Raw genomic sequence first — 22,643 nt, 5'->3', positions numbered from 1 at the left:
TGCGACGTCTCCTCCCCTCATCCCTGTGCTCGTCACAGGGATCCAGCAGCGCCGCGTCTGCGGCGCGGAAGAGCCTTTCCAGCCCAAGGACTTGGTCTGGCTGGATTCCTGTGACAAGCACAGGAATGAGGGACCGGGATGAGCGGTTGCTACAACCCTCACTTGCGAATATGCGAGGGAATGGTCAACCCGTCACGCAACGAAAAGTTACGTCTTTTTGAGACGCGCCGAGGGACCGCACCTCTCGACCCTCATCCCTGTGCTCGTCACAGGGATCCAGCAGCGCCGCGTCTGCGGCGCAGGAAGCGTTCTTTCAGCCCAAGGACTTGGTCTGACTGGATTCCTGACAAGCACAGGAATGAGGAGCCGGGGGATGTACGGCTCCTACAACATTCGCTTGCGAATATGCGAGGGGATGGTCAATCTGTGACGCAATGAAACGCGCCGAGGGCGGTGGCTACTCTGAACTGTCTGCGCCGGCGACAGCGCTCCTTGCATTCGCGATCTACGCCGTTGGCCTGATGTTTGCGCGACGCGAGTGGCTTTTTGCAGCCGAGTAACCTGCCGAGACCATCCGCGCAGCGGTTCCCCCGGTCCCTTGCGACCGGAGGGCCGCGTCATTTTCAGCGATAGATGTCGAGCGTGCGGTTCCGATGGTTCGGATGGGTGCTGTAGACGAAGATCCGGTTGAGGTCCCGCTCGCTCAGGAGCCGCAGGAACCGCGCCTCGATGATGTTGTTGGCATGCACCCGCCTCAGGAGGCAGCCGATCAGGGGGATGCGGGCGCTCGGTATGTCCAGATAGAAATTCTGCGGCAGCTGGAACTGGGTCAGAATGCCGATCAGGGCGCTGCTCCTGGAGAGCTTGATGATCTCGCAGCGGCGCGACGAGAGATTCTGCATACCCTTTTCGGTGAATTCGATCCGCGCCTCGTTCCGCGTGTCCTCCATCGGGAAATTCGCCTCCCGATCGTACATGAATGACTCTTCCTTGTTGAGAAAGTGCCGGTTGATCACGGGGGCTGCACTGCTCATCGAACTCGCCTTTTCGCATTTCACTGCGACGACGCTAACCCATGAAATTTAACAGAGAGTTCAGGGCTGCAGGCCGAAAATGCCCCCGGCCCTGCAGCCGAACTACGCCCGATAGCTCTGTCCCTTGGTGTCGAAAAGATGCAGCTTCGCCTTGTCGGCCGTGAACCGCACCTTGTCGCCGCGGCCGACGCGGGCGATACCGGGCATCTTGGCGATGATCGGCTCGTTTTCGACCAGTCCTTCGATGTAGAGCAAGGTCACCTCGCCCAGCGCCTCGACGATCGAGACCGTGCCCTCGAACAGGAAATCGTCGGTCTCGGTCACCTGCAGGTCTTCCGGGCGCACGCCGAAGCTTGCCGTCTTACCGTTTTCGGAGGCATTCGTCGGAATGTCGAGCGTCACCGATTTTCCGCCCGCGAGCGTGACGGCGGTCTGTTGGCCGGTCGCGGTGATCGTCGCCGGGATGACGTTCATGGCCGGGGAGCCGATGAAGCGCGCAACGAAGAGATTTGCCGGCCGCTCGTAAAGTTCGAGGGGCGCCCCGACCTGCTCGATGTGACCGGCGGAGAGGACCACGATCCGGTCGGCCAGCGTCATCGCCTCCACCTGGTCATGGGTGACGTAGATCATGGTGGTGTCCGATAGCCGCTCGCTGAGCTTGGCGATCTCGATGCGGGTCGCCACCCGCAGCGCGGCGTCGAGGTTTGAGAGCGGCTCGTCGAAAAGGAAGACCTTGGGATTTCGGCAGATCGCCCGGCCGATCGCCACGCGCTGCCGCTGGCCGCCGGAAAGCGCCTTCGGAAGCCGGTCGAGATATGGGGTGAGCTGAAGCATGTCCGCGGCTCCACGCACACGGCGGTCGATCTCCTCCTTCGGTTCCCTGGCGATCCGCATGCCGAAGGCCATGTTGTCGTAAACGGTCATATGCGGATAGAGCGCATAGGACTGGAACACCATGGCGATGCCGCGCTTGGAAGGCGGCACGTCGTTGACCCGCTCGCCGTCGATGAACATGTCGCCGCCGGTTATTTCCTCGAGCCCGGCGATCATGCGCAGAAGCGTGGACTTTCCGCATCCGGACGGTCCGACGAAGACGACGAACTCACCTTCCTTGATGTCGAGATCGATGCCGTGAATTACGTCGACGGCCCCGTAGGACTTGCGGATATCTTTCAGCAGCAGGCCTGTCATGGCACCCTCCCTCGGTTCTCAGGCCAGGCGCGCGAAAAACGCGCCCCAGGCCGGCAGCTTGACCTCGTGATCCAGTATCCCCGTGACGAAGCCGTGGCCCTCGAGCGGCTCCAGCCGCTTCATCGGCAGTTCCTTCGTCGCAGCTTCGTCGCTCATGTTGAACAGGCAAAAGATTCTCTCATTGCCATGGCTGCGCAGGAAGCCGAGCAAGGAGCCCCTGGTCTCGACGAATTCGATCTCGCCCTTGGCCAAGGCCGGATGCGCCTTTCTGAAGGCGAGAAAGCGGCGGTAGTGATGCAGCACCGAGGCCGGGTCGCCCTCCTGCACGGCAACCGCCCGCGGAATGTGGCTCTCGGAAATCGGCAGCCACGGCCTCGCGCTGCTGAAGCCGCCATCGGGCAGGCTCTCCCATACCATCGGCGTGCGGCAGCCGTCCCGGCCCTTGAAGTCGGGCCAGAACTGAATCCCATAGGGATCCCGGAGATCCTCATAGGCGAGCTCCGCCTCGGCGAGCGCAAGTTCCTCGCCCTGATAGATGCAGACGGTACCGCGCAGCGACATCAACAGGCTGGCGAGCAACTTCGCATGCGCGTGATGATCGGTAACGCCATCGGCCCAGCGGCTGACGTGGCGGACCACATCATGGTTCGAGAAGGCCCAGCAGGCCCAGCCTTCGGGGGCGGCCCTCTGGAAGTCGCGCAGAACCTCGGCCACGCGCTGCGGCGTCAGCCGATCGGGCGCCAAAAACTCGAAGGCGTAGCACATGTGCACCTTGTCGCCGCCCGACGTGTATTCGCCTGCGATTTCGAGGCCGCGCTGGCTGTCGCCGACCTCGCCGACGGCGGCGATCGCCGGGAACTCGTCCATCACCGCCCGGAAGCGCTTCAGGAACTCCAGGTTCTCCGGCCGGTTCTTGTCGTAGATATGCTCCTGATAGTTATAGGGATTGACCGCCGGCGCAGTCGAGGCGTTCCGGCGCTCGGGAACGAGCGCGGGGTTGTCGCGCAGTTCGCGGTCATGGAAATAGAAGTTGATGGTGTCCAGCCGGAAACCGTCGACGCCCCGCTCCAGCCAGAAGCGCTCGACGGCAAGCAGGGCCTCCTGAACCTCGGCGTTATGCAGATTGAGGTCGGGCTGCGAGGTGAGAAAGTTGTGCAGATAATATTGCAGGCGGGTGGGATCCCACTGCCAGGCGGAACCGCCGAAAATCGACAGCCAATTGTTGGGCGGCGTGCCGTCCGGCTTCGAATCCGCCCAGACATACCAGTCCGCTTTCGCATTGCTGCGGCTGGAGCGGCTTTCGACGAACCAGGGATGCTGGTCGGAGGTATGTGACAGCACGAGGTCGATCATCACCCGGAGGCCGAGCCGGTGGGCCTCGGCGATCAGCGCATCGAAGTCTTCGAGCGCCCCGAAGATAGGATCGACATCGACATAGTTCGAGACGTCGTAACCGAAGTCCCGCATCGGCGACGTGAAGAAGGGCGAAATCCAGATCGCGTCCGCGCCGAGCCCCGCAATGTGGGGCAGACGGGCAGTGATCCCCTGCAGATCTCCGATGCCGTCGCCATTGCTGTCCTGAAAGGAGCGGGGATAGATCTGATAGATCACCGCGCCGCGCCACCAATCCCTGTCGGGCTCGAGGATTGAGCTCGTCGTTTCGTTCATTGTCATGCTGTTCAGGATTCCTTGTCTGAAGTCGATCAGCCGCCCTTGACCGACCCAGCCAGCAGGCCGCGCACCAGGTAGCGTTGCAGGGCGAAGAAGACGATCAGCGGAACGACGATGGTGATGAAGGCGGAGGCGGTGAGAATTTCCCAATTGCCGCCGCGCGAGCCGAGGAGATTGACCAGACGCCCGGTCAGCACCAGCTTGTCGTCCCCCGCGCCGAGGAAGACGATGGCGACGAGAAGGTCGTTCCAGGTCCAGAGAAACTGGAAGATGGCAAAGGAGGCAAGCGCCGGAAACGACAGGGGCAGAATGATCTTGACGAAGATATCGAAATCGCTGGCGCCGTCGACGCGCGCCGATTCCATGATCTCGCGCGGCAGGCCGGCCATGTAGTTGCGCAGGAGATAGATGGCGAGCGGCAGGCCGAAGCCGGTATGGGCGAGCCAGATGCCCATATAGGTCTTGGCGGACACGCCGAAGAAGGCGCCGACGCCGTTATAAAGCTGCAGCAGCGGAATGAGCGACATCTGCAGCGGCACGACGAGAAGACCGACGACCACTGCGAGCAGGATCGCGCGGCCGGGAAAGGGCATCCAGGCGAGCGCGTAGGCGGCGAAGGCCGCGATCAGAATGGGAATGACGGTCGACGGTACGGCGACGGTCAGCGAATTCAGGAAGGATCTGCCGATGCCCGCAGCACTCAGGACCTCGGCATAATTGTCGAGCGTGAAGCGCGGTGGCGTGGTGGCCGTAAAGAATATGCGCTGGCCGCGCGAGCCCTCCATCCGCTGGTCCGAAACGATCTCGAAACTGCCGTCTGCCTGCACCGTCAGCTTTTCGCCGTCGTTGAGCTCGGCCGTTTCGCCGGGTTTGAATTTGGTGGGTTCGCGGCTGGAAAATCCGAAGGCGGAAACCTCTCCCCGGCTCTCCAGCAGGTTCCCGGAAATCACGAACTTGCCGTCGCGCTCGACCTGGTTCTCGGCCGAGGGCGCGCGGGCGACGGCGTTGCGCGACGAGCTGGAAAGAGCCGTCCACCAGCCGGAAACGGCGAGCTGGTCCTTGTCGCGCAAGGAGGAAATCAAAAGGCCGGCCGTCGGCAGGGTCCAGAGCAGGACCAGAAGCAGGACGGAAAGATGCACGGCCCAGGTGAGTGGAGAACGCCTCGACGGATTCATTTCAGTGCCCCCCGGATTCCCTGGTCGCGTTGCGAATGTTCCAGATCATGATCGGGACGACCAGGATCATGATGACCACCGCGATTGCCGCGCCCCGGCCGAAGTCGCCGCCGCCGCGGAACATCCAGTCGAACATGAGGTTGGCAAGCACCTGGCTCTGCCATTGCCCGTTCGTCATCGCGAGCACGATATCGAAAACCTTGAGGACCAGGATGGTGATGGTCGTCCACACGACGGCGATCGTGCCCCAGATCTGCGGCACCATGATTTTGAAGAAGATCTGCCAGCCATTGGCGCCGTCGATGACGGCCGCCTCGATCGTCTCCTCCGGAATGCCGCGCAGCGCAGCCGAAAGGATGACCATGGCAAAGCCGGTCTGGATCCAGATGAGGATGACCATGAGGAAGAAGTTGTTCCAGAAGGGCAGCGTGATCCAGGCCTGCGGCTCGCCGCCAAGCGCGACGACGATGGCGTTCAGGAGACCGATCTGTTCGGAGCCTGCGGCGCGGTAGTCATAGATGAATTTCCAGATGACGGCTGCGCCGACGAAGGAAATCGCCATCGGCATGAAGATCAGCGTCTTGGCGATATTGCCCCACCAGATGCGGTCGGTCAGTGCCGCAATGATCAGGCCGAAGAAGGTCGAAAGCGCCGGCACGACGAGAAGCCAGAGGAAATTGTTGAAGATCGACTGGCGGAATTCGCCGTCATTGATCATCCAGGAATAGTTGCTCAGGCCGACGAAGTTCTGGCCTCCCCGCCCATGAAGGCTCAGCCAGACCGATTGGACGACGGGGTAGACGAGGTAGAGCGTCAGCGCCAGCAGTGCCGGGGCGAGAAACAGCCAGGGACGAATGCTGTTGGCGATACGCAGGTTGCGCGAGGCGACGGCACCGAACTTGCCCTTGGATGGGAAGATCCAGTCGAGAACGAGATTCGTGCTCCAGAAATAGGCTGCGCAAACCAGAACGCCGGCCACCATCGTCAGAATGGCAGCAATAAACTGCTCCATGACACATTCCTCCCCTCTCACGCCTTCGCGGGCGTCTGCAGGCGCTTTGCATAACGGCCGCTGCCGTTGTTATCAGGCGGCCCTCCAGCCGGAGGACCGCCGAATGAGGAACAGGCAGACGATGCCCCCACCGTCCGGCTGACCGGATCCTACTTGATGGAGTCCCATGCCTTCTGTACGCCGGCCGCGACGTCGGCCGAGGACTTGCCTCCGACGAAATCGACCATGCCGGTCCAGAAGGCGCCGGCCCCGATCTTCCCGGGCATCAGGTCGGAGCCGTCGAAGCGGAACGTCGTGGCGTTCAGCAGGATTTCACCCTGTTTCTTCAGCGGCGGATTTCCGTAGACGTCGACATTGACGCTCTTGTAAGGCGTGAGGAAGCTCGTCTGCGCCATCCAGACCTCGTGCGCGATCGGGGTCTTCAGGAACTCGATGAAGGCGCGTGCCGCCGGCGTGTCCTTGGTGATCATCGCAAGGGTGCCTGCGCCGAGCACCGGATTGCCGAGCTCCTTTTTGCTTTCATAGGGCGGCATGTAGAAGAAGTCGGCATCCTCTCCGACAACCTTGCCTTCCGGGAAGAAGGACGGAATGAACGAGGCCTGATGGTGCAGGTAGCACTTCGGCGGAGAACTGAAGAGCCCTTTCGGGCTGTCCCGGAAGTCGGTCGACGCCACCGCCGCTGCACCGCCGTCGACGAAGGCGTCATTGCGCGCGAACCAGCCGAACTCCTCCAACGCACCCGTGACCGACGCATCCGTGAACGGTATCTCGTTCTTCACCCATTTGTCGTAGGTCTCGGCGGGCTGGGTCCGCAGCATCAGGTCCTCGACCCAGTCGGTCGCCGGCCAGCCCGTCGCGCCGCCCGAACCGAGACCTATGCACCACGGCTTTTCGCCGTCTTCCGCGATCTTCTCCGTCAGCGCTTTCAATTCTTCCATGGTCTTCGGAACTTCGTAGCCGGCATCCTCGAAATTCTCCGGCACGTACCAGACCAGAGACTTGACGTCGATCTTGTACGGGAAGGCGTAAAGCGCCGGCGTTCCGTCCTTGCCGTTATAGGTGGAGAGGTCGACCCAGGACTGGCCTGCAGCATAGTTGTCGAGAAGCCATTGCTTGGTTTCGTCGCCGAGCGGCGTCAGAAGGCCCTTGGCGGCCAGATCGGCGATGAGACCCGGCTGCGGCAGGATTGCGACATCGGGCGGGCTTCCCGCCTGCGTATCGATGACGATCTGCTGCTCGTAGTTTTCCGAGGAGGAATATTTGAGCTCCACGCCGGTCGCCTCGACGAAATAGGCATAGACGCTCTTGAACAGAGCCTCGTCCTCGCCGCGCCAGGGGCCGAAGATCGTGAGCGTCTGACCCTTGAGGTCGTGACCTTTCTTGAACTCCTCCAGGCTCGCCCAGTTGAACCTGGAATCCTCTCCCGGCTTGAACTTCAGGTCGGCGCCGCCCGCAGTCCCTGCAAGCAATGCGAATGCGGCCACGCCGATCAGCAACGATCTCTTCACCTCTTGTCCTCCCCAAAAAGAAGCCCGGGCGGACGCCTCGGGCGAATGTCAAAGCGCGAATTAATGGCTCCGTCTAGGAGGAGCATTCAAAGCGCTTTGAGCTCGCTAACACTCCATCGCTGCAGAGAAAGAGTCAAGAGCTTTCCTTCTCGTCCGGAATTGTGCGGGATTTTTGCTCTGCGGCAACGTTTTGCGGCGCAAGATACTGGTTTTTCGCTTTTTTGAACCCGATCCCGATGATACAGGACATCAGAGGTGCTTGCCGAAGCAAGAAAAATGAAAAAGATATTCAAAGCGCTTTGGAAGGGATTCTCGCCATGCCGGTCAATCTCAAGCAATTGGCGGAACTGCTCGGTCTGTCCCAGACCACGGTCAGCCGGGCGCTGAACGGCTATCCGGAGGTCAATGCGGAAACGCGGGCGCGGGTGCTGGAGGCGGTGCGCGAAACGGGTTACAGGCCCAACCGCGCCGCACAGCGCCTCGCGACCGGAAAAGCCTATTCGATCGGGCTCGTCATGCCGATCGCATCGGGAATCGATTCGGACATCCATTTCGGTGAATTCCTGGCGGGGCTGGCGGAGGAAGCGGTCGAGCACGATTTCCACTTCGTGCTGAACCCCAGTGCGCCCGAAGACGAGGAGGCGACATTCCGCCGGCTTGCGGCGAGCGGCAATGTCGACGCTGTCTTCACCGCCTATATGCGCGCAAACGATCCCCGCATCGAGATGCTGAAGGCTCTTTCCATTCCCTTCGTGGTGCATGGCCGCTCCATCGGCGGTCCCCGGGACTATCCGTTCCTCGACGTGGACAATACCGGCGCCTTCTACGACGCCGCCAGGCTTCTCATCCAACTCGGCCACAGCCGCATCGCCCTGATCAACGGGCCGGAACACCTCACCTTCTCCATCCGCCGGAAGAAGGGGCTGGTGCGCGCGCTTGCGGAAAAGGGCCTCAACCTCGACGATGCGCTCGTCCATCACTCTGCGATGACCGACGAGCATGGCTATCGGAGCATGCAGCGTTTCCTCAAACGGCCGAACCCGCCGACCGCCGTCCTTTGTTCCAGTACCGTGCTGGCGCTCGGCGCGGTGCGCGCGATCAACCAGGCCGGACTCACTATCGGCACCGACATCTCGCTCATCGCCCATGACGACGTCCTGCCGATGCTGAAGCCCGAGAACTTCAGCATACCACTGACGACGACGCGCTCCTCGCTTCGCGCAGCCGGTGCACGCATCGCCAAACGGCTGATCGGCGGCATACTCAATCAGGCAGACTATCCCGAGCAGGAGCTTTGGCGCGCCGAACTGATCGTGCGCGCCTCGACGGGGCCTGCACCGGACAGGTAGAGCCGCGATCGTTAGGCAAGCCGCTTCACCCCTCCCACAAGTGGGAGAGGTTGGGGATGGACTGTCTAGTCCCAAGCGGCAGTCAGAATTTCGGAGGCTTGCGGCCGGCCATGCGGCAGGCGGCGATGATCGTGTTCGCCATCAGCATCGCGATCGTCATCGGCCCGACGCCTCCCGGGACCGGCGTGATTACGCCTGCGACCTTCGCACACTCCTCGAAGGCGACATCGCCGACGAGCTTCGTCCTGCCCTCGCCGCGTTCGGGCGCCGGGACGCGGTTGATGCCGACGTCGACCACCATGGCACCGGGCTTCACCCAGTCCGCCTTGACCATCTCGGGGCGCCCGACCGCGGCCACCAGGATGTCCGCCTTGCGGCAAACGGCCGCGAGATCCTTGGTGCGCGAATGCGCCGTCGTGACCGTTGCATTGGCCGCAAGAAGCAGGGCGGACATGGGCTTGCCGAAGAGGTTGGAGCGGCCGATGACGACGGCGTCGAGACCGGAAAGATCATCGCCGTAAGTCCGGCGCACGAAGACCATGGCGCCGGCCGGCGTGCAGGAGACGAGCCCGCCTTCGAGATCGCCGGTCGCCAGCTTGCCGGCATTGACGACATGCAGTCCGTCTACGTCCTTTTCCGGAAGGATCGACTGGATAATCGGTTCCGAGCGGAGGTGTTTCGGCAAAGGCAGCTGCACGAGAATGCCGTGGATGGACGGATCCGCATTGAGCTCGGCGACCAGCGCCGCGAGTTCCTCCTGCGAGGTCTCCTCCGGCAGCGTATGCTGAACCGACAGGAAGCCGCATTCCTTCGCCATCCTGCTCTTCGCCGACACGTAAGTGTGGCTCGCGGGATCGTCCCCGACGATGACGACCGCGAGACCCGCGCGCACGCCGGTTTCGCTTTCCAGTGCGCTCGTGGCGGATTTCACGGTTTCGATGACCGAAGCAGCAACGTCCTTGCCATCAATCACAGTCGTCACGGCGTATCTCCCGATTAGTCCCGAACGCGGCACACTCTAGATCAAGCCGCATCCGGCGATTGCCTGCATGCGCCCTATGCTGTTCCAAACGCATAATTGCAAGTGCCCTGCGCGTATGGAAGCGCCATCCGCTTCGGTGCGGCAATTTCCTTGCACGATGAGAGACAGCCCCGGATCCTGGGTGGCGCATCCACGATTCCGGCTTTTGCATTGCCGAGACCGGGCGTAAAATCCTCATTCGAAAGGCCGTTTTGGATTCAACCTCTGTTTAGGAAGATTTGCTGTACTCATTGCATCGAATCGGCGCGGGCTTTGACGATGACGTCGGACGGCCAGGACAGTTTCATTCATTTTCAGACGAAGCTGGAAGACGCGTCGGATATCGAGCTCGTCGTGATCGTGCCGACGTTCCGGCGTCCGGATCATCTCGTCAAGACGCTGAAGACCATCGTCTCACAAAGGCCCGATGTCCCCCTCGCGACCATTGTCGTCGAAAACGACGCGGACGGATTTGCCGGCGCGCGGTCGGCCAAAGACTTCCTAAGCGGCCATTCTTTCGATTCCGCCGTCGTCGTGGCACGCCGCCGCGGATATGCCCATGCCTGCAATGCCGGACTGACAGCCGCTCTCGAGCTCTTTCCGAGCCTCGGCTTCGTGGCTCTCATCTATGATGACGAGATAGCCGCTCCCGAATGGCTCGATGGTCTGATGGCGGTGCAGGAAGCCCATGATGCGGACATTGTCGGCGGTCCGCAGCTTCCCGTCCTGGGGCATCCTCAGGAGCAGAAGTGGAAGCGGCACCCCGTCTTCGCACCTCCCTACCACGGGAGCGGGCCCGTACCCGTCCTCTACTCCGCAGGCAACGTCCTGATCACGCGACGGGTGCTCGAAGGCATGCCGCAGCCGTTCCTGGATCCGGCGCTCAATATCGTCGGCATCGGCGATGCGGATTTCTTCGACCGGTGCAGGGCGAAAGGCTTCTCCTTCGCCTGGGCTGCGGATGCCTGGGTGGCGGAGTCGGTTCCGGCGCATCACACGACGGCTTCCTGGACGCGTGCCCGCAGTATCGAGAAAGGTGCGATCTCGACGCTGATGGAGCGTCAGCGCGATGCGACTTTCTCCGGGCGATTGAAAACCCTCTGCAAGTCCCTATGGCTGCTCGCCTCATCGCTGCCGGTAGGCCTCAGGCTCTGGAGAGAGACCGGCCTTGCCGCGGCCAGCCTCTATCCCCTCCACGTCGCGATCGGCCGGCTGACCGCCCGGATCGACGCGGCCGATACGCGGGACGGCAATCGCGACAGGGACTGACGCTGTCGCCGGCAAGGCGCTCCGCACTATCGGCGTCAGTGCGCGCTGGTCGCCTGCACCGCGTTCTCCGGAAGCCGGTCGGAGGCCGCCTGGCCGTTCCTGTCGAGGATCGGCACAGGCTTCTGATACGGGCGGTTCTGGCTGTTGGCGACGCGTTCCACGTCCTCTTTGGTCAGATATTCAAGCTGCTCGACCAGAACTTCCGAAATGACCTCGTTTCCGAGCTTCCTGTTGAGGCCATCCTTGACCGCAACCTTGAAGCCGGGCAGATCGAACGTAGCGGTATCGGCGACATCGATGAATTTCGAGCCCACCAGCATGTCGTAGAGCTCGTCAGTGACGAGCTGGCGCAGAGGCGCATGCAGCTTGGCGATACCTTCCCGCGATGCCGAGAAGGAGAGCTTCGCAAGGAAATAACCCTGCACCGCGCCGTCCTTGATGGACGGGATCGTTATCATCTCACCGGGGACATATTCCTGCGACGCGCGCCGGTCCGCCTCCGCATCCGAAACCACCGGCGCCGAGGCATGCTGCATCGAAAAATAAACCGACCCGAGCGTGACGGCGCAGACCCAGACCCCGGTGAGAACAAGCTTCAACATCAGAAATCGCTGTAGCGGAATTGTGCTTCGGTATAGATGCCGTCCGCATCCGCGTCCTGGGCGGCGGTCTTGAGGAGGTCGACGACGGAGCGGACCGCTTCCAGGTGCGCGGCCACCTTCTGCGCATTGACCTGCAGCTTGCTCCTGAGATGGCGCGTCTGCGCGGCGAAGGCCGGCGAGAGCTCGCCGGGTCCGGCGTCGCGATGAAGCATGGTCAACTCGTAGAGGCACCGGCTCTTGTGGGCGTTCGAGGTCTTGAGGTCGAATTCGGGGTCCGCACCGATACGGCTGTTCTCATTGTCGATGATCATCTCCAGTCGGCCGAGAACATTTTGGATCCGCAGGTCGTTGGATGCCACAGCTTCCATAATCAACTCCCATATGCACTATCGCGGGGCGCGGGCGGAACGATGCCCAGGCATTCTTTCGCCCGCTTGTTTCCATTGGTATGAATGTATTTCGCCAGGCCGCTTCGCGGACCGGGCGACGGCATCAGGCCTGCTTCTTCTTTTCGTCGTTGGGCAGGAAGGACGAGAGCGCCTTGCGCTCATATTCCTGGACTATGCCAGCGGCGAGGTTCCGGCTGTCGCCGTCCAGCGAGGCGTTCACCCGATCGGTCGCACCGTCGCCTACCATCTGATCGGCGATGCCGATCCCGCCGCCCTTGGCGAGCACGTCGCCAATCTGCTCGGCCATCATGCTCTTCCAGATGTCGCCGGAGGTGCCCTTGCCGAAGACGTTCTCGCTTTCGCTCGGAAGCATGGATTTCACGAAATTCTGCAGGACCATCGCCTCGAATTTCCGATAGGTCTCCGGGATCTTCTTCGCTTCGGCACGATTGCTGATGTCTCCAAGCCCGCTCGATCCTTCGGAAGAATTGAGCACCGAAGAAACGTGCGCTGCGAAGCCATCGCCGTTTTCTGCGAGGCTGGTCGCCTGGAAAGCGGCGCGATTCGCCTTGAGCCGCGCCTGCGCCTCCTGGACCTCAGCCGGATCGGCCGCGCGGACGACGTCCATCACCAGATCGCTGGGCGGAGAAATAGCCATGTCAGATCCTCTCAAAGCCGAAGCCGGCATCTCGTTTGCCGGGCAACGCGATGTTCGTGAAGCGGAAAGCCACCCTTGCTGGCTCTCCGGTTGAAGCATTATCACCCGTCAACCTTACCGGAGGCTGGCGCCGCCCGAGACGTGCTGGTCGATCAGGTCGAGGATCGAATTGTCGGCAGCCTCGCGGTCCTCCGACAGCCGGGCGTCCTTCATGTGTTCCTCGAGCCGGTCGCCCTTGGCGCGTTCCTTCATCATGCGGGCTTCATGCACCTGCTGGATTCCGAGCAGCATCTGGTCCTTCTGCACGAGGCGTCCGAGTTGGGAGGCATAGTGACCTGAAAACACGCGATGCATCGGATGGGCCGACCCCATGGCGTCGACCACGACGTCGATCGTTCCGGCAAGTTCGGTCCGCTGCCGGGCGGTCTCGGCCACTTCGCTTTCGGCCATCCGCTCCAGATGCCGCTGGACGGCGACCAGGCGTTTCAGCTTTTCCGACCGCGCCTTCATCGAGCTAGCCACCCTGCATGACGGGCGCGAAGCCGTCGGCGAACAGACGCAGCATCGCGGCGATGCCGAGATAGAGAAGGAACAGGCCGCCCATGATGAGGTAGGGCTGGGAAATGAAGTAGACCGGGATCTGCGGCGCCAGCTTGTTGACCATGCCGATCGCCACGTTGAACAGCAGGCCGTAGATCACGAAGGGGCTGGCGAGCCGGAGCATGATCATGAAGGTCTGACCGAGCGAATTGGTGAGCGTGATCAGCGTGCCCTGCGGATCGAAGCCGGCGCCGATCGGCATAACCCGGTAGGACTGCGCGATCGCCTCGAAAATCACATGGTGGAAATCCAGCATGAAGAGAATCATCAGCCCGGCAAAACCGATCATGCTGGTGAGCTGGTTTTCCGCCGTATCCTCCAGCACATCCGCCGTCGGCGGCGGGCTGAACCCCATCAGCATGGTCATTGCGGTGCCGGCAAACTGCAGCCCGAGCACATAGTAGCGCGCGACGAGCCCGATCACGGCGCCGATGGCGGTCTCGGTCGCGACGAGATAGAGATAGGTGTGACCTTTGCCCGTCACCTGCGGATAAATATCCGTCCACATGATCGGCAGGATGGCCATGGAGAGCGCCACCGCTATGAACAGCCTGATCTGCATGGGGACGCGCGCCGTCGAGAATCCCGGCATGATCATGACGCAGCCCCCGATCCGGCAGAAGGCCGCAAACAGCGCCAGGACCGTGCCCTCGGGGTCGGTGATCATGAAATCGAGCCGATGATCTTGATCTCGAGTCCCTTGGCGAGCTCGACATGCGAGAGCACGGGCAATGTGGCGAAGAGGCGTTCGATGATCATGCGCACATAAGACCGGGATTCGGGCGAACTTACCAGTACGAAGGGCATGCCGCGATCGAGATGTTCACGGATTACCTTCGTCGCCTGCTCGCTGAATTCCTCGAGATGGCGCGGGTCGATATCGAACTCGACGATCTCACCCTTGGCGTCGCGCTTCAGCGCCTGGTGGAAGACCATGTCCCACTTGTTGCCGAGCCTCAGCACGCGCAGCACGCCGTTGTCGGCGAGGTCGCCGCAGAGCTGCTGCGACATGCGCACCCGCACGTGTTCGACGATCTGCTCGGTCTTGCGCACGTGCGGGGCCAGCTCCGCCACGGCTTCGAGAATCAGATGCAGATTGCGGATCGAGACGCGTTCGGCGAGCAGCAGTTTCAACACCGCCTGCAGACCGGAATAGGACATGTGCGAGGTACAGATCTCGTCCGCGAGCTTGCGGTATTCCGGGTCGAGCCGTTCGATCAGCACCTTCACGTCCTTGTAGGAGAGAAGCTGCGGCAGGTTGTTGCGGATCACTTCGCTCAAATGCGTCAGCACCACCGACACGTTGTCGATCGGGTGGAAGCCCTCGCGCTTCAGGTCTTCCGTGAACGTCTCGAGGATCGACACCGCCGGCATGCCGAAAGCCGGTTCCCGGATGTCGTCGCCGGGCACGCTCGGCCGCCGCCCGCCGCCGGTAACCACCAGCACTTCGCCCACGCGGACCGTGTTGGAAGCGATCGTGGTGCCGTGGATGCGGACATGATAGGCCTTGTCGGGAATGGTGATGTCGTCGGAAACCTTGATCTCCGGAACGACGAGGCCGTATTGGAGGGCGAACTTCCGGCGCATCTTGCCGACGCGGAAGGCAAGCTCCTGATGGGCGCCCAGCAGCCTGGTGGAGACCTGCTTGCCGAGCAGCAGCTCGATCTCCGCGGTCTTCAGCACCGATTTGACCGAATCCTTGTCGCTTTCCTTGCTCTGCTGCGCCTTTGCCGCCTCCTCGTCCCGTTTTGCCGCCTTCTCTGCCTCGATCTGCTTCGGAATGAACCAGCTGAGGAAAGCCATGCCGCCGCCAAGCGCCGCAAAGGGAAGGAAAGGCAGGCCGGGCGTGACGGAGAGCAGGACGATCAGCCCGGAGGCGACCATCAGCGCCCGGGGATAACCGCTGAGCTGGCCGACGACCGCCTGGTCGGTGGAACCGGCGGTGCCGCCGCGCGAGACGAGCAGGCCGGCGGCGAGCGAAACGATCAGTGCCGGGATCTGGGAGACGAGACCGTCGCCGACGGAAAGCTTGACGAACACGTCGGCCGCTTCGCCGATCTCCATGTCGTGGCGCAGGTAGCCGATGATGATGCCGCCGAAGACGTTGATCGCGGTGATAATCAGGCCGGCGATCGCATCGCCGCGCACGAATTTGGATGCACCGTCCATGGCGCCGAAGAAGGAGCTCTCCTCCTCCAGCTCGCGGCGGCGGCGCTGCGCTTCCTTCTCGTCGATCAGGCCGGCTGAGAGGTCGGCATCGATCGACATCTGCTTGCCGGGGATCGCATCGAGGGTGAAGCGGGCGCCGACTTCGGCGATACGCGTGGCACCCTTGGTGATGACGATGAAGTTCACCGTGATCAGGATGAGGAAGACGATGAGACCGATCACGAAGTCCCCGGACATGACGAGGCTGGCGAAACCGGAGATGACCCCGCCGGCGGCGCCATGGCCCTCATGCCCGTGGGAAAGGATGACGCGCGTGGTGGCGATGTTCAGCGCCAGGCGGATCATGGTCGAGATCAGCAGAATCGTCGGGAAAGACGAGAAATCGAGCGGCCGCTGGATCCAGAGTGCGACCATCAGGATCAGCACCGAGAACGAAATGGAGAAGGCAAGCCCGAGATCGATCAGGAAGGGGGGAATGGGCAGGAACAGGATCGACAGGATCATCACGATCCCGAGCGCAAAGCCGATGTCCCGGCTCTTGGGTGCAAGTTTCGGGATGGTCAGCGTCGCCTGTTGTGCCATGTCTCTTCCGTCTCTTCATGAGAGGCGGGCAGCGATCGTAAGATCTGCCCAAGGGTATGGCAGAGTCCTAGAGGGCCAAGCTTGCGCGAAGGTGGTATCCGGGGGAGATGCCCGGCAGGGCAGAGGGGGGTACTTCGCCGCTCCCCGAGCTAAAACCCGCTCTGTATTCGCGAGAACACGATATCTGTGAAGATCGAAATCTGCGCGCCGACGAAGGGCGCCGAGATGGCGGCGGTGACCATCACCGCCAGGATCTTCGGCACGAATGTCAGCGTCATCTCCTGAACCTGGGTCAGGGCCTGGAGGAAGGCGATGCCGACCCCGACCACCATTGCGGCGAGAACGGCAGGGCCCGAGGCCACGATCACTGTCCAGATCGCCGCCTGTACGATGTCGAGGGCATCTGCCTCATTCATGGGAACTCACTTCATTATGACGCCCGGACCGATAACGAGCTCCTTGCCCGTATCGAGCACCGCGATGATTCCATCGGAGTATAGTTTCACCTCCTTGACGACGCCAGTGGTCTTGCCGTCCGCGCTGGTGACCGTCCTGCCGATCACGGCGTCCGCCTCGCTGAGCGCGGTGCGCTGCAGCAGGCTTTCGAGGTTCTTGTTGGTCTTGATCGTCTGCTCCACCTGCGAGAAGGTCGCAAGCTGCGCGATCTGCTGCGTCGCGTCCATCGGCTGCGTCGGATCCTGGTTCTTCATCTGCGCCACGAGCAGCTTGAGGAAGCTCTCGTAGTTGAGCGTCGCCGCGCTGGCGTCGCCCGCCGAATCCGTGGCCGAAACCGTTGGCGTGTAGCTGTTGGACGTGTTGTTGACGCCGCTCACCGCCATGGCGCAATCTCCTTGCGTATCTGTTCCACCGTCGCAGGCGTCAGTTCCTGCGCGTTGAGGATCTGGTCCTCGATCGGATAAAGCCCCCGGATCGCCTTCAGCGCCTCAAAGGCCCGACCCTGCGTGACCAGCCCGTCGATTCGCTTCAGCTCGGCCAGCACCTCGTCGTGCTTGAAGCAGTTGAGCAGCATGACGATCGACTTGCGGAACATCGCGGTCGACTGGTCCGCGCCTTCCGGATTGATCAGGATCATCTGGGCGATGAAATAGAGCTGCCGCAGCGGTGTCGTCGCGTCTTCGGGCTGCAGGACGTGGTTTTCCAGCAGGAAGGTCACGTCGTTCAGGAATTCGATCGCGACCTTGCGGTCGACGCGCAGCACTGCGCCGTTTACAAAGATCCTTTCGCCCGATTTCAGCGAAATACGCAGTGTGCTCTTCATTTCAGTCCATCCCTGATGATGGTGGTTATGTCGATAATGCCCTGGAAATTGGAAGACTCGCGTTTGCGGATCTTCTCCGTCTCGTTCAGAATCCAGATTCCGATCGAAATGAGGTTGGCGCGCAGCTCTTCGTTGAGCTGATTGTCCGGCGCGCGCAGATCTTCGATGAAACGGATCCAGAGACGCCGGGTGAAGTAGACCGCTTCGATCGCCTCCCGGGTGTATCCGTCCTTTTCCTTCGCCGCCTGCAAGAGCGCGATGGAACGATCGAGAACCTGCTTCTCCCGATCCTTGGAAACGGCTACGCCTTCCTCCATGATCTCGGCGTATGCAAACTGATACATTCAGACATCCCTCATGCTTGTCCGCATCCTCTAGTCATTAGAGGAAGTCTATCAAACTCAACCGCTGGATCCGCGCCGTCAGTGTGTAGGAGGTCTCTACCTGCGTCAGCAGCGTGTTCATCCGTGTCGAAGCCTCGTAGGTGTCGACGCCTTCGAGATCGGTAATATGTGTGTTGATCAGCTTGATCTGGGCCTGGAGGGAGGTATTCGCCTTTTTCACGCGCGCTTCGGAAATACCGAGAGTGCTGCGCTCCGCCGTGACCTGCGTATTGGCCTGCTCGACATAGCCGAGCGCCGTCTCACCGATATAGGCCCGGACTTCGGAGCTGACATTTTCGTCCATCAGTTCCAGGGCGATCACGCTGGCGAGAGCGAATTTCCGGAAGCCTTCCGTCGTCGCATTCGTGGAGCTCTGCACCACTTCCGTCGTGCTGATGCGGCTCGTCATGTTCTGGCTCGAGGCCTTGGACCAATCCGTGGCCCATTGCGCATCGCTTGCATAAAGCGGTTCGAGCGTGTTGGTGATGAAGTCCTCCATCTCGGCCTTCGTGAAATCGCTCATGGAGGCAATGCCGTTCGCCGACATGTAGGTGGCGAGCGCGGTGTCGAAGGTCGACTTCGCCGCAGCGCCATAATCCTCGAAGGGCCTCACGTCGGTGTTGATGCCGGCAAAGAGAAATTCGCCGTTGAAGGACAGGTTCGCCGCCGAAGAGAAGGCCGACATGGCACTCTGTATTTCGGTCTTCTGGATCGCGAGCTGATCGGCGGCATCATTGCCCTTGAAGGTGACGAGGGTGTTACGCACCTGCTGCGCCGCTTCGGCCATCGTGGCAAGGGCGGATTGCGAAGCGGCAAGCCGCTGGGTGACGACGGAATTGGTATCGACGAGCGTATCGAGCCGTGCCAGCTCGCGCTGCAGGCTTACCGAGCGCGCCGCCGAGGAACCGAGCGCCAGCCCCACATCCGCGTGGCGCCCGGTCGTCACCTCGGTCTGCAGCTTCAGAAGTTCCGCCTGCCCCTGTTGGATGGTCAGCCGCATGGCGTTCTGAACGGCCAGGTTCGAAACGAAGGACGTCTTCATGATTACCTCACGGCTTCGAGAAGCGACGCCATCATGGCGTCGACGGTGCTGATCAACTTGGCCGAGGCCTTGTAGGATTGTTCCAGATCGAGAAGCAGCGACAGTTCCTCGTCGATGCTCACCCCGGTCACGCTGCCGAGCGCCTCCTGCGTGCGCGCCAGCAGCGCCGCCTTGTTGTCATCGGCCCTGGAGGCGCCGCTGCGTATCTGCTCGAACCAGCCGACGGAAGACGCGGCGAATTCCATGATCGAACTCGTGGCGTCGAGCCCGGTCGCGCCGTCGAACGCCATGTCGCCGTCCAGAGCGGTGATGAGTCCGTCGAGCAGGTCCGTAAAACCGGCATTGCCGTCAGGGTTCGAAACGACCCCGTTGAAGCCGCCGTCGCGCAGGAGGAAGGGGTTGGCCTTCGCTGCGGGATTGACCGAAAGGCTCGCGGCAATCCCCGGCTGGACGGCGCCCGCAACCGGTACGGTTCCGCCCGACCAGGTAAAGAGCCCCGGCAAGCCGCCTTCCTGGAACAGGGTGACGAGGCCGCGCGCCATCTCGTCGAGCTGCGATTGGAACTTCGGAGCGATGTCGTCGCGCAGCTGAAGCAGGCCCGCGAGCTTGCCCTGGGCACTGGTATCGGCGCCGCTGCCGGCAGCGAGCGGCACGCCGTCGATGAATATGCCGTTGCCGGTGACGGTAGCATCGTAAGCACTCTTCGGCGCAAACGTGACCTCTCTCGGAAGCGTCTCGAAGAGAACGGTGCCGCCCGAGGTGTAGATGACGGTATCGTTGTTCGCCCGCGTGACGGTGGAAATGCCGACAAGCTCCGATATCTGCTTCAGGGTCTTGTCGCGATCGTCGAGCGCAGCGGTCGCGTCCGTGCCTGCGGCCGTCGCCTGCTTGACGGCGTTGTTCGCCGTCGCGAACTGCGCGAGAAGGCGGTTCAGATTGGCGACCTCCTCGGCGATTTTCTTGTCCGAGTCGAGACGAAGGTCCTGAACGGCGGCCGACGTCTTGCTGATCGAGTTGGCAAGGTCCGATGCATCCGACACCACCGTGGCGGCGATCGTCGCATTGCCGGGCGTCGACGCGAAAGTCTGCAGGCTGTTGCGGAAGGCCGAGAGATAGGTGGAGGGCGACGACTCGTAGTCGTTGCCGCCGAGCGCCGATTTCATGATCTCCAGCCCGGACAGGAGACTGCTCTGCGCGGAGGACTGCGAGATGCCGATCAGGTTCTGCTTGAGGAGCGCCTCGTTCTGCGCCCGATAGATCGAAACGATCTGGGCGCCGCCCGGGGTGGTCCCGAGCATCGCCATGCGGCGCGAGTAGTCCGCATTGCCGGAATTGGCAATGTTCTTCGAGACCGTGGCGGTTTGTTGCGCCGTGGTGCTGAACGCGGATTGCGCGATGGCGATTGCAGAAGACAGCGACATGCCGGGGACCGTTTTCTCAGTGCACTCCCGGGAAGAGCCCGTAATGGGCCTTACGTCCGGAAGTGCGTAGTTTCGAAGTTGGATTTAGCGCTTCAGATTGACGAGAACTTCGAGCAGTTCCGAACCGGTCTGGAAGACCTTGGAGTTTGCCGTGTAGTTGCGCTGCGACTCGATCATCGCCGTCAGTTCCTCGGCGATATCGACATTCGAGCTTTCGAGCGCGCCGGAGAGGATCTCGCCGAAATCGCCCGAGCCGGCGAAGCCGGTGATGATGACGCCGGAGTCGACGCCCTGCGAATAGACGTTACCGGATTCCGGCTTCAGCTTGTCCGGGCTCTGGACATTGGCGAGCGCGATGCGATAGCGCGGATCGAGCTCGCCGTTCTCGTATTTTACGTAGACGATGCCGTCGGAGTCGATCTGGTAGCCGGCGACCTTGCTCGGCGCGTTGCCGTCGATGTTGCCGCCGTCGGCGTTGAAGGCGTAGCCGAGCTGCGTCGTCTTCGTCAGATCGATAGTGAGGGCCGAGAGGTTCGCCCCGGTGCCGGGAAGAGCCGCCATCGCCGATGTCGTCAATGTGGCAGGGGTCGCGGTAAGGGATCCGTCCGGGTTGAAATTCAGCGTCTGTGTGCCGAGGACCGTTGACGACGTCCGGTCGACGACCTCGACGGACCAAGCATTCGCCCCGGTTTTCTCGTAATTGAAATCCAGAATGCGGGTATTGCCCTGGCTGTCATAGACGACGAGCGAAGTGGTGGAAACATCGCCCACCGCCGCGCCCGAGGGCAGGTTCGCGCCCATGGAACCCTTGGTCGAACCGGTCGCGATGAGCCCATCCGAAGCGAGATTGACCCTGGTCAGGCCATCGAAACCGTTGACCACGACCGTCGGGTCGACGCCGGCCTCGTATTCGTAGCCCATCAGCGTGAAGCCGGCGGCATTGACCAGATTGCCTTGGCTGTCCGGAACGAAGGAGCCGGCGCGAGTCAGATATTCCTGGCCGTTGGCGCCTTCGACGATGAAGAAGCCGCCGCCGTCGATCGCCAGATCGCTCGCCGAGGTGGTGAAGGTCGTCGCGCCCTGCTGCGAGATGCTGTAGCGCACCTCCGTCTGTACGCCGCCTGAATTATAGGATCCGTTGCCCGACGGCAGGATCATCGATGAGAATTCCGTCGATGCGCGCTTGTAGCCGGTGGTGTTGGCATTCGCGATGTTCTCGGCGACTGTGCTGAGCCGGTTGGACTGGGCGTTCATGCCGGACACGCCCGTTCTCATGGTACCGTAGAGACTCATATCGGATCCTCATTTCCTTGTTGCGGCGACACTAGGGACCGGGCCTTGCGTGAACCTGTCTTGAGCTGTTCTCGCCCTGCCGTTTCTGCGCTCAATTCCAGTCGATGCAGTAGCCAAGGAAACGCTTCGAATCGATCGGGTCGAAGCCGAGCTTCTTGCGCAGTTTCTTGCGCAGCTTGCTGATGTGGCTTTCGACGACATTCTCTTCGACGTCCTCGTCGAAGATGCCGTAAATCGCGTTGAATATCTGCGACTTGGATACCCGGCGCCCGCGGTTGGCGACGAGATATTCGAGAATGCGCCGTTCGCGACGGGGAAGCGCGAAGACTTCGCCATTGATCTCCGGATCGCGCCCGTCGGCGAAAACGCGGATGGGACCGATATCCGTGAAATTGGCGATGGCCGTCAAACGCCGGCGGATCGCTGCGACGCGTGCGAGGATTTCCCTCGGATGCACCGGCTTGCGGACCACGTCGTCGACGCCGCAGTCGAAGAGCGCAAGCGTGTTTTCCAGCGACGGCGTGTCGCTCATGGCGATGACCGGCGCACGGGAACGATCACGGATCACGCGCGGCAGCGTCAATGTGCTCTCCCCCTGCCCGATCAGGAAGGCTTCGACAGCGTCGATATCGGAATCGGCGGCGGAGCTTACCCACTCGCCGAACTCCCTCGGATCGAAGCCCGTCGAGGGAATGCCCTCGCGGCCGAACAGGGACGCGTAGCCGTCCTTCACAAGAGCTCTATCATCAACCACCACGATCATTCGCCCGCCTCCGAATCAGTATGGATGCCACATTGAGACAGAGGTACGAATCCCGGGAGTCGCGAACAACTAGAGGAAGTTAATGGGGGATTTTAATAGTTGATTAAGAATTCCGTGCCGATTTGGCCTATATCTAGTAGGTGATCGTTAACCCTACCACTAACATGGTGTTGAAAAGTTAACGCGATATGCCGAAATCGCTTGCGATCACAATCTGTCCGCATTGTCGCCA

The 22,643-nt window shown here is 61.8% G+C and carries 22 protein-coding genes and 1 pseudogene; 2 read left to right on the top strand and 21 right to left on the bottom strand.

The window, feature by feature from the left end:
• Positions 1–623 precede the first annotated feature (623 nt).
• From BHD07_RS05245 to BHD07_RS05220, 6 genes are all read right to left on the bottom strand, one after another.
• Complete coding sequence (locus tag BHD07_RS05245) at positions 624–1,034, bottom strand: hypothetical protein (protein ID WP_275596750.1); 411 nt, start codon at positions 1,032–1,034, stop codon at positions 624–626.
• 102 nt (positions 1,035–1,136) lie between these two features.
• Positions 1,137–2,225, bottom strand: a complete 1,089-nt coding sequence (locus BHD07_RS05240) for an ABC transporter ATP-binding protein (RefSeq protein WP_275596751.1) — start codon at positions 2,223–2,225, stop codon at positions 1,137–1,139.
• Between the two features lie 18 nt (positions 2,226–2,243).
• Complete coding sequence (gene bglA / locus BHD07_RS05235) at positions 2,244–3,893, bottom strand: beta-galactosidase BglA (protein WP_275598139.1); 1,650 nt, start codon at positions 3,891–3,893, stop codon at positions 2,244–2,246.
• 35 nt (positions 3,894–3,928) lie between these two features.
• Positions 3,929–5,071 carry a carbohydrate ABC transporter permease gene (locus BHD07_RS05230; RefSeq protein WP_275596752.1) on the bottom strand — a complete coding sequence of 381 codons (1,143 nt, stop codon included), beginning with the start codon at positions 5,069–5,071 and terminating at the stop codon, positions 3,929–3,931.
• 1 nt (position 5,072) lies between these two features.
• On the bottom strand, positions 5,073–6,083 hold the full coding sequence (locus BHD07_RS05225) for a carbohydrate ABC transporter permease (protein WP_338278228.1): 1,011 nt from the start codon (positions 6,081–6,083) through the stop codon (positions 5,073–5,075).
• 149 nt (positions 6,084–6,232) lie between these two features.
• Positions 6,233–7,591 carry an ABC transporter substrate-binding protein gene (locus tag BHD07_RS05220; protein ID WP_338278226.1) on the bottom strand — a complete coding sequence of 453 codons (1,359 nt, stop codon included), beginning with the start codon at positions 7,589–7,591 and terminating at the stop codon, positions 6,233–6,235.
• A 317-nt stretch (positions 7,592–7,908) separates the two neighbouring features.
• On the opposite strand from BHD07_RS05220, the gene BHD07_RS05215 reads away from it, so the two are divergent.
• Positions 7,909–8,940, top strand: coding sequence for a substrate-binding domain-containing protein (locus BHD07_RS05215; RefSeq protein WP_338278224.1), 1,032 nt, complete (start codon positions 7,909–7,911; stop codon positions 8,938–8,940).
• A gap of 82 nt (positions 8,941–9,022) precedes the next feature.
• Here the strand turns inward: BHD07_RS05215 and folD are convergent, their stop codons facing one another.
• The gene (gene folD, locus BHD07_RS05210) at positions 9,023–9,922 is read right to left on the bottom strand and encodes a bifunctional methylenetetrahydrofolate dehydrogenase/methenyltetrahydrofolate cyclohydrolase FolD (protein WP_324762920.1); all 900 of its coding nucleotides are present in this window, start codon (positions 9,920–9,922) and stop codon (positions 9,023–9,025) included.
• Between the two features lie 318 nt (positions 9,923–10,240).
• Between folD and BHD07_RS05205 the strand changes: the two genes are divergently transcribed.
• A complete protein-coding gene (locus BHD07_RS05205) occupies positions 10,241–11,230 on the top strand; it encodes a glycosyltransferase family 2 protein (protein WP_338279320.1) in 990 nt (329 codons plus the stop codon).
• A gap of 35 nt (positions 11,231–11,265) precedes the next feature.
• On the opposite strand, the gene BHD07_RS05200 is transcribed toward BHD07_RS05205, so the two are convergent.
• The 14 genes and pseudogenes from BHD07_RS05200 to rem all read right to left on the bottom strand — a co-directional run bounded on the left by BHD07_RS05200 (position 11,266) and on the right by rem (position 22,411).
• Positions 11,266–11,832, bottom strand: a complete 567-nt coding sequence (locus BHD07_RS05200; RefSeq protein ID WP_100669551.1) for a hypothetical protein — start codon at positions 11,830–11,832, stop codon at positions 11,266–11,268.
• Entirely contained in the window at positions 11,832–12,200 is a 369-nt protein-coding gene (locus BHD07_RS05195) for a hypothetical protein (RefSeq protein ID WP_338278221.1), read from the bottom strand. The genes BHD07_RS05200 and BHD07_RS05195 overlap by 1 nt, the downstream gene beginning before the upstream one ends.
• Before the next feature lie 124 nt (positions 12,201–12,324).
• Positions 12,325–12,879, bottom strand: coding sequence for a rod-binding protein (locus BHD07_RS05190; RefSeq protein ID WP_338278219.1), 555 nt, complete (start codon positions 12,877–12,879; stop codon positions 12,325–12,327).
• 101 nt (positions 12,880–12,980) lie between these two features.
• Positions 12,981–13,389 (bottom strand): annotated as a pseudogene (locus tag BHD07_RS05185) (hypothetical protein).
• 4 nt (positions 13,390–13,393) lie between these two features.
• Entirely contained in the window at positions 13,394–14,146 is a 753-nt protein-coding gene (gene fliR / locus BHD07_RS05180; protein WP_324762917.1) for a flagellar biosynthetic protein FliR, read from the bottom strand.
• Positions 14,143–16,230, bottom strand: a complete 2,088-nt coding sequence (gene flhA, locus BHD07_RS05175; protein WP_100669557.1) for a flagellar biosynthesis protein FlhA — start codon at positions 16,228–16,230, stop codon at positions 14,143–14,145. The genes fliR and flhA overlap by 4 nt, the downstream gene beginning before the upstream one ends.
• Before the next feature lie 149 nt (positions 16,231–16,379).
• Positions 16,380–16,646, bottom strand: a complete 267-nt coding sequence (gene fliQ, locus BHD07_RS05170; protein ID WP_018094245.1) for a flagellar biosynthesis protein FliQ — start codon at positions 16,644–16,646, stop codon at positions 16,380–16,382.
• A gap of 6 nt (positions 16,647–16,652) precedes the next feature.
• Positions 16,653–17,069: a flagellar hook assembly protein FlgD gene (gene flgD, locus BHD07_RS05165; RefSeq protein WP_003529859.1), complete on the bottom strand. Its 417-nt coding sequence runs from the start codon at positions 17,067–17,069 to the stop codon at positions 16,653–16,655.
• Complete coding sequence (gene flbT / locus BHD07_RS05160; protein WP_003529861.1) at positions 17,060–17,509, bottom strand: flagellar biosynthesis repressor FlbT; 450 nt, start codon at positions 17,507–17,509, stop codon at positions 17,060–17,062. The genes flgD and flbT overlap by 10 nt, the downstream gene beginning before the upstream one ends.
• Positions 17,506–17,853: a flagellar biosynthesis regulator FlaF gene (flaF, locus tag BHD07_RS05155; RefSeq protein ID WP_003529863.1), complete on the bottom strand. Its 348-nt coding sequence runs from the start codon at positions 17,851–17,853 to the stop codon at positions 17,506–17,508. The genes flbT and flaF overlap by 4 nt, the downstream gene beginning before the upstream one ends.
• 37 nt (positions 17,854–17,890) lie before the next feature.
• Positions 17,891–18,934: a flagellar hook-associated family protein gene (locus tag BHD07_RS05150; RefSeq protein WP_338278211.1), complete on the bottom strand. Its 1,044-nt coding sequence runs from the start codon at positions 18,932–18,934 to the stop codon at positions 17,891–17,893.
• 2 nt (positions 18,935–18,936) lie between these two features.
• On the bottom strand, positions 18,937–20,355 hold the full coding sequence (gene flgK / locus BHD07_RS05145) for a flagellar hook-associated protein FlgK (protein ID WP_338278208.1): 1,419 nt from the start codon (positions 20,353–20,355) through the stop codon (positions 18,937–18,939).
• 84 nt (positions 20,356–20,439) lie between these two features.
• Complete coding sequence (locus BHD07_RS05140; protein WP_324762915.1) at positions 20,440–21,648, bottom strand: flagellar hook protein FlgE; 1,209 nt, start codon at positions 21,646–21,648, stop codon at positions 20,440–20,442.
• A gap of 91 nt (positions 21,649–21,739) precedes the next feature.
• Entirely contained in the window at positions 21,740–22,411 is a 672-nt protein-coding gene (gene rem / locus BHD07_RS05135) for a transcriptional activator Rem (protein WP_018094240.1), read from the bottom strand.
• Between the last annotated feature and the right edge of the window lie 232 nt (positions 22,412–22,643).

Origin of the sequence: Sinorhizobium sp. KGO-5 (assembly GCF_036245905.1) — a bacterium.
GTDB classification, from domain to species: Bacteria; Pseudomonadota; Alphaproteobacteria; order Rhizobiales; family Rhizobiaceae; genus Sinorhizobium; species Sinorhizobium meliloti_A.
This window is presented reverse-complemented; position numbering and strand designations above follow the sequence as displayed.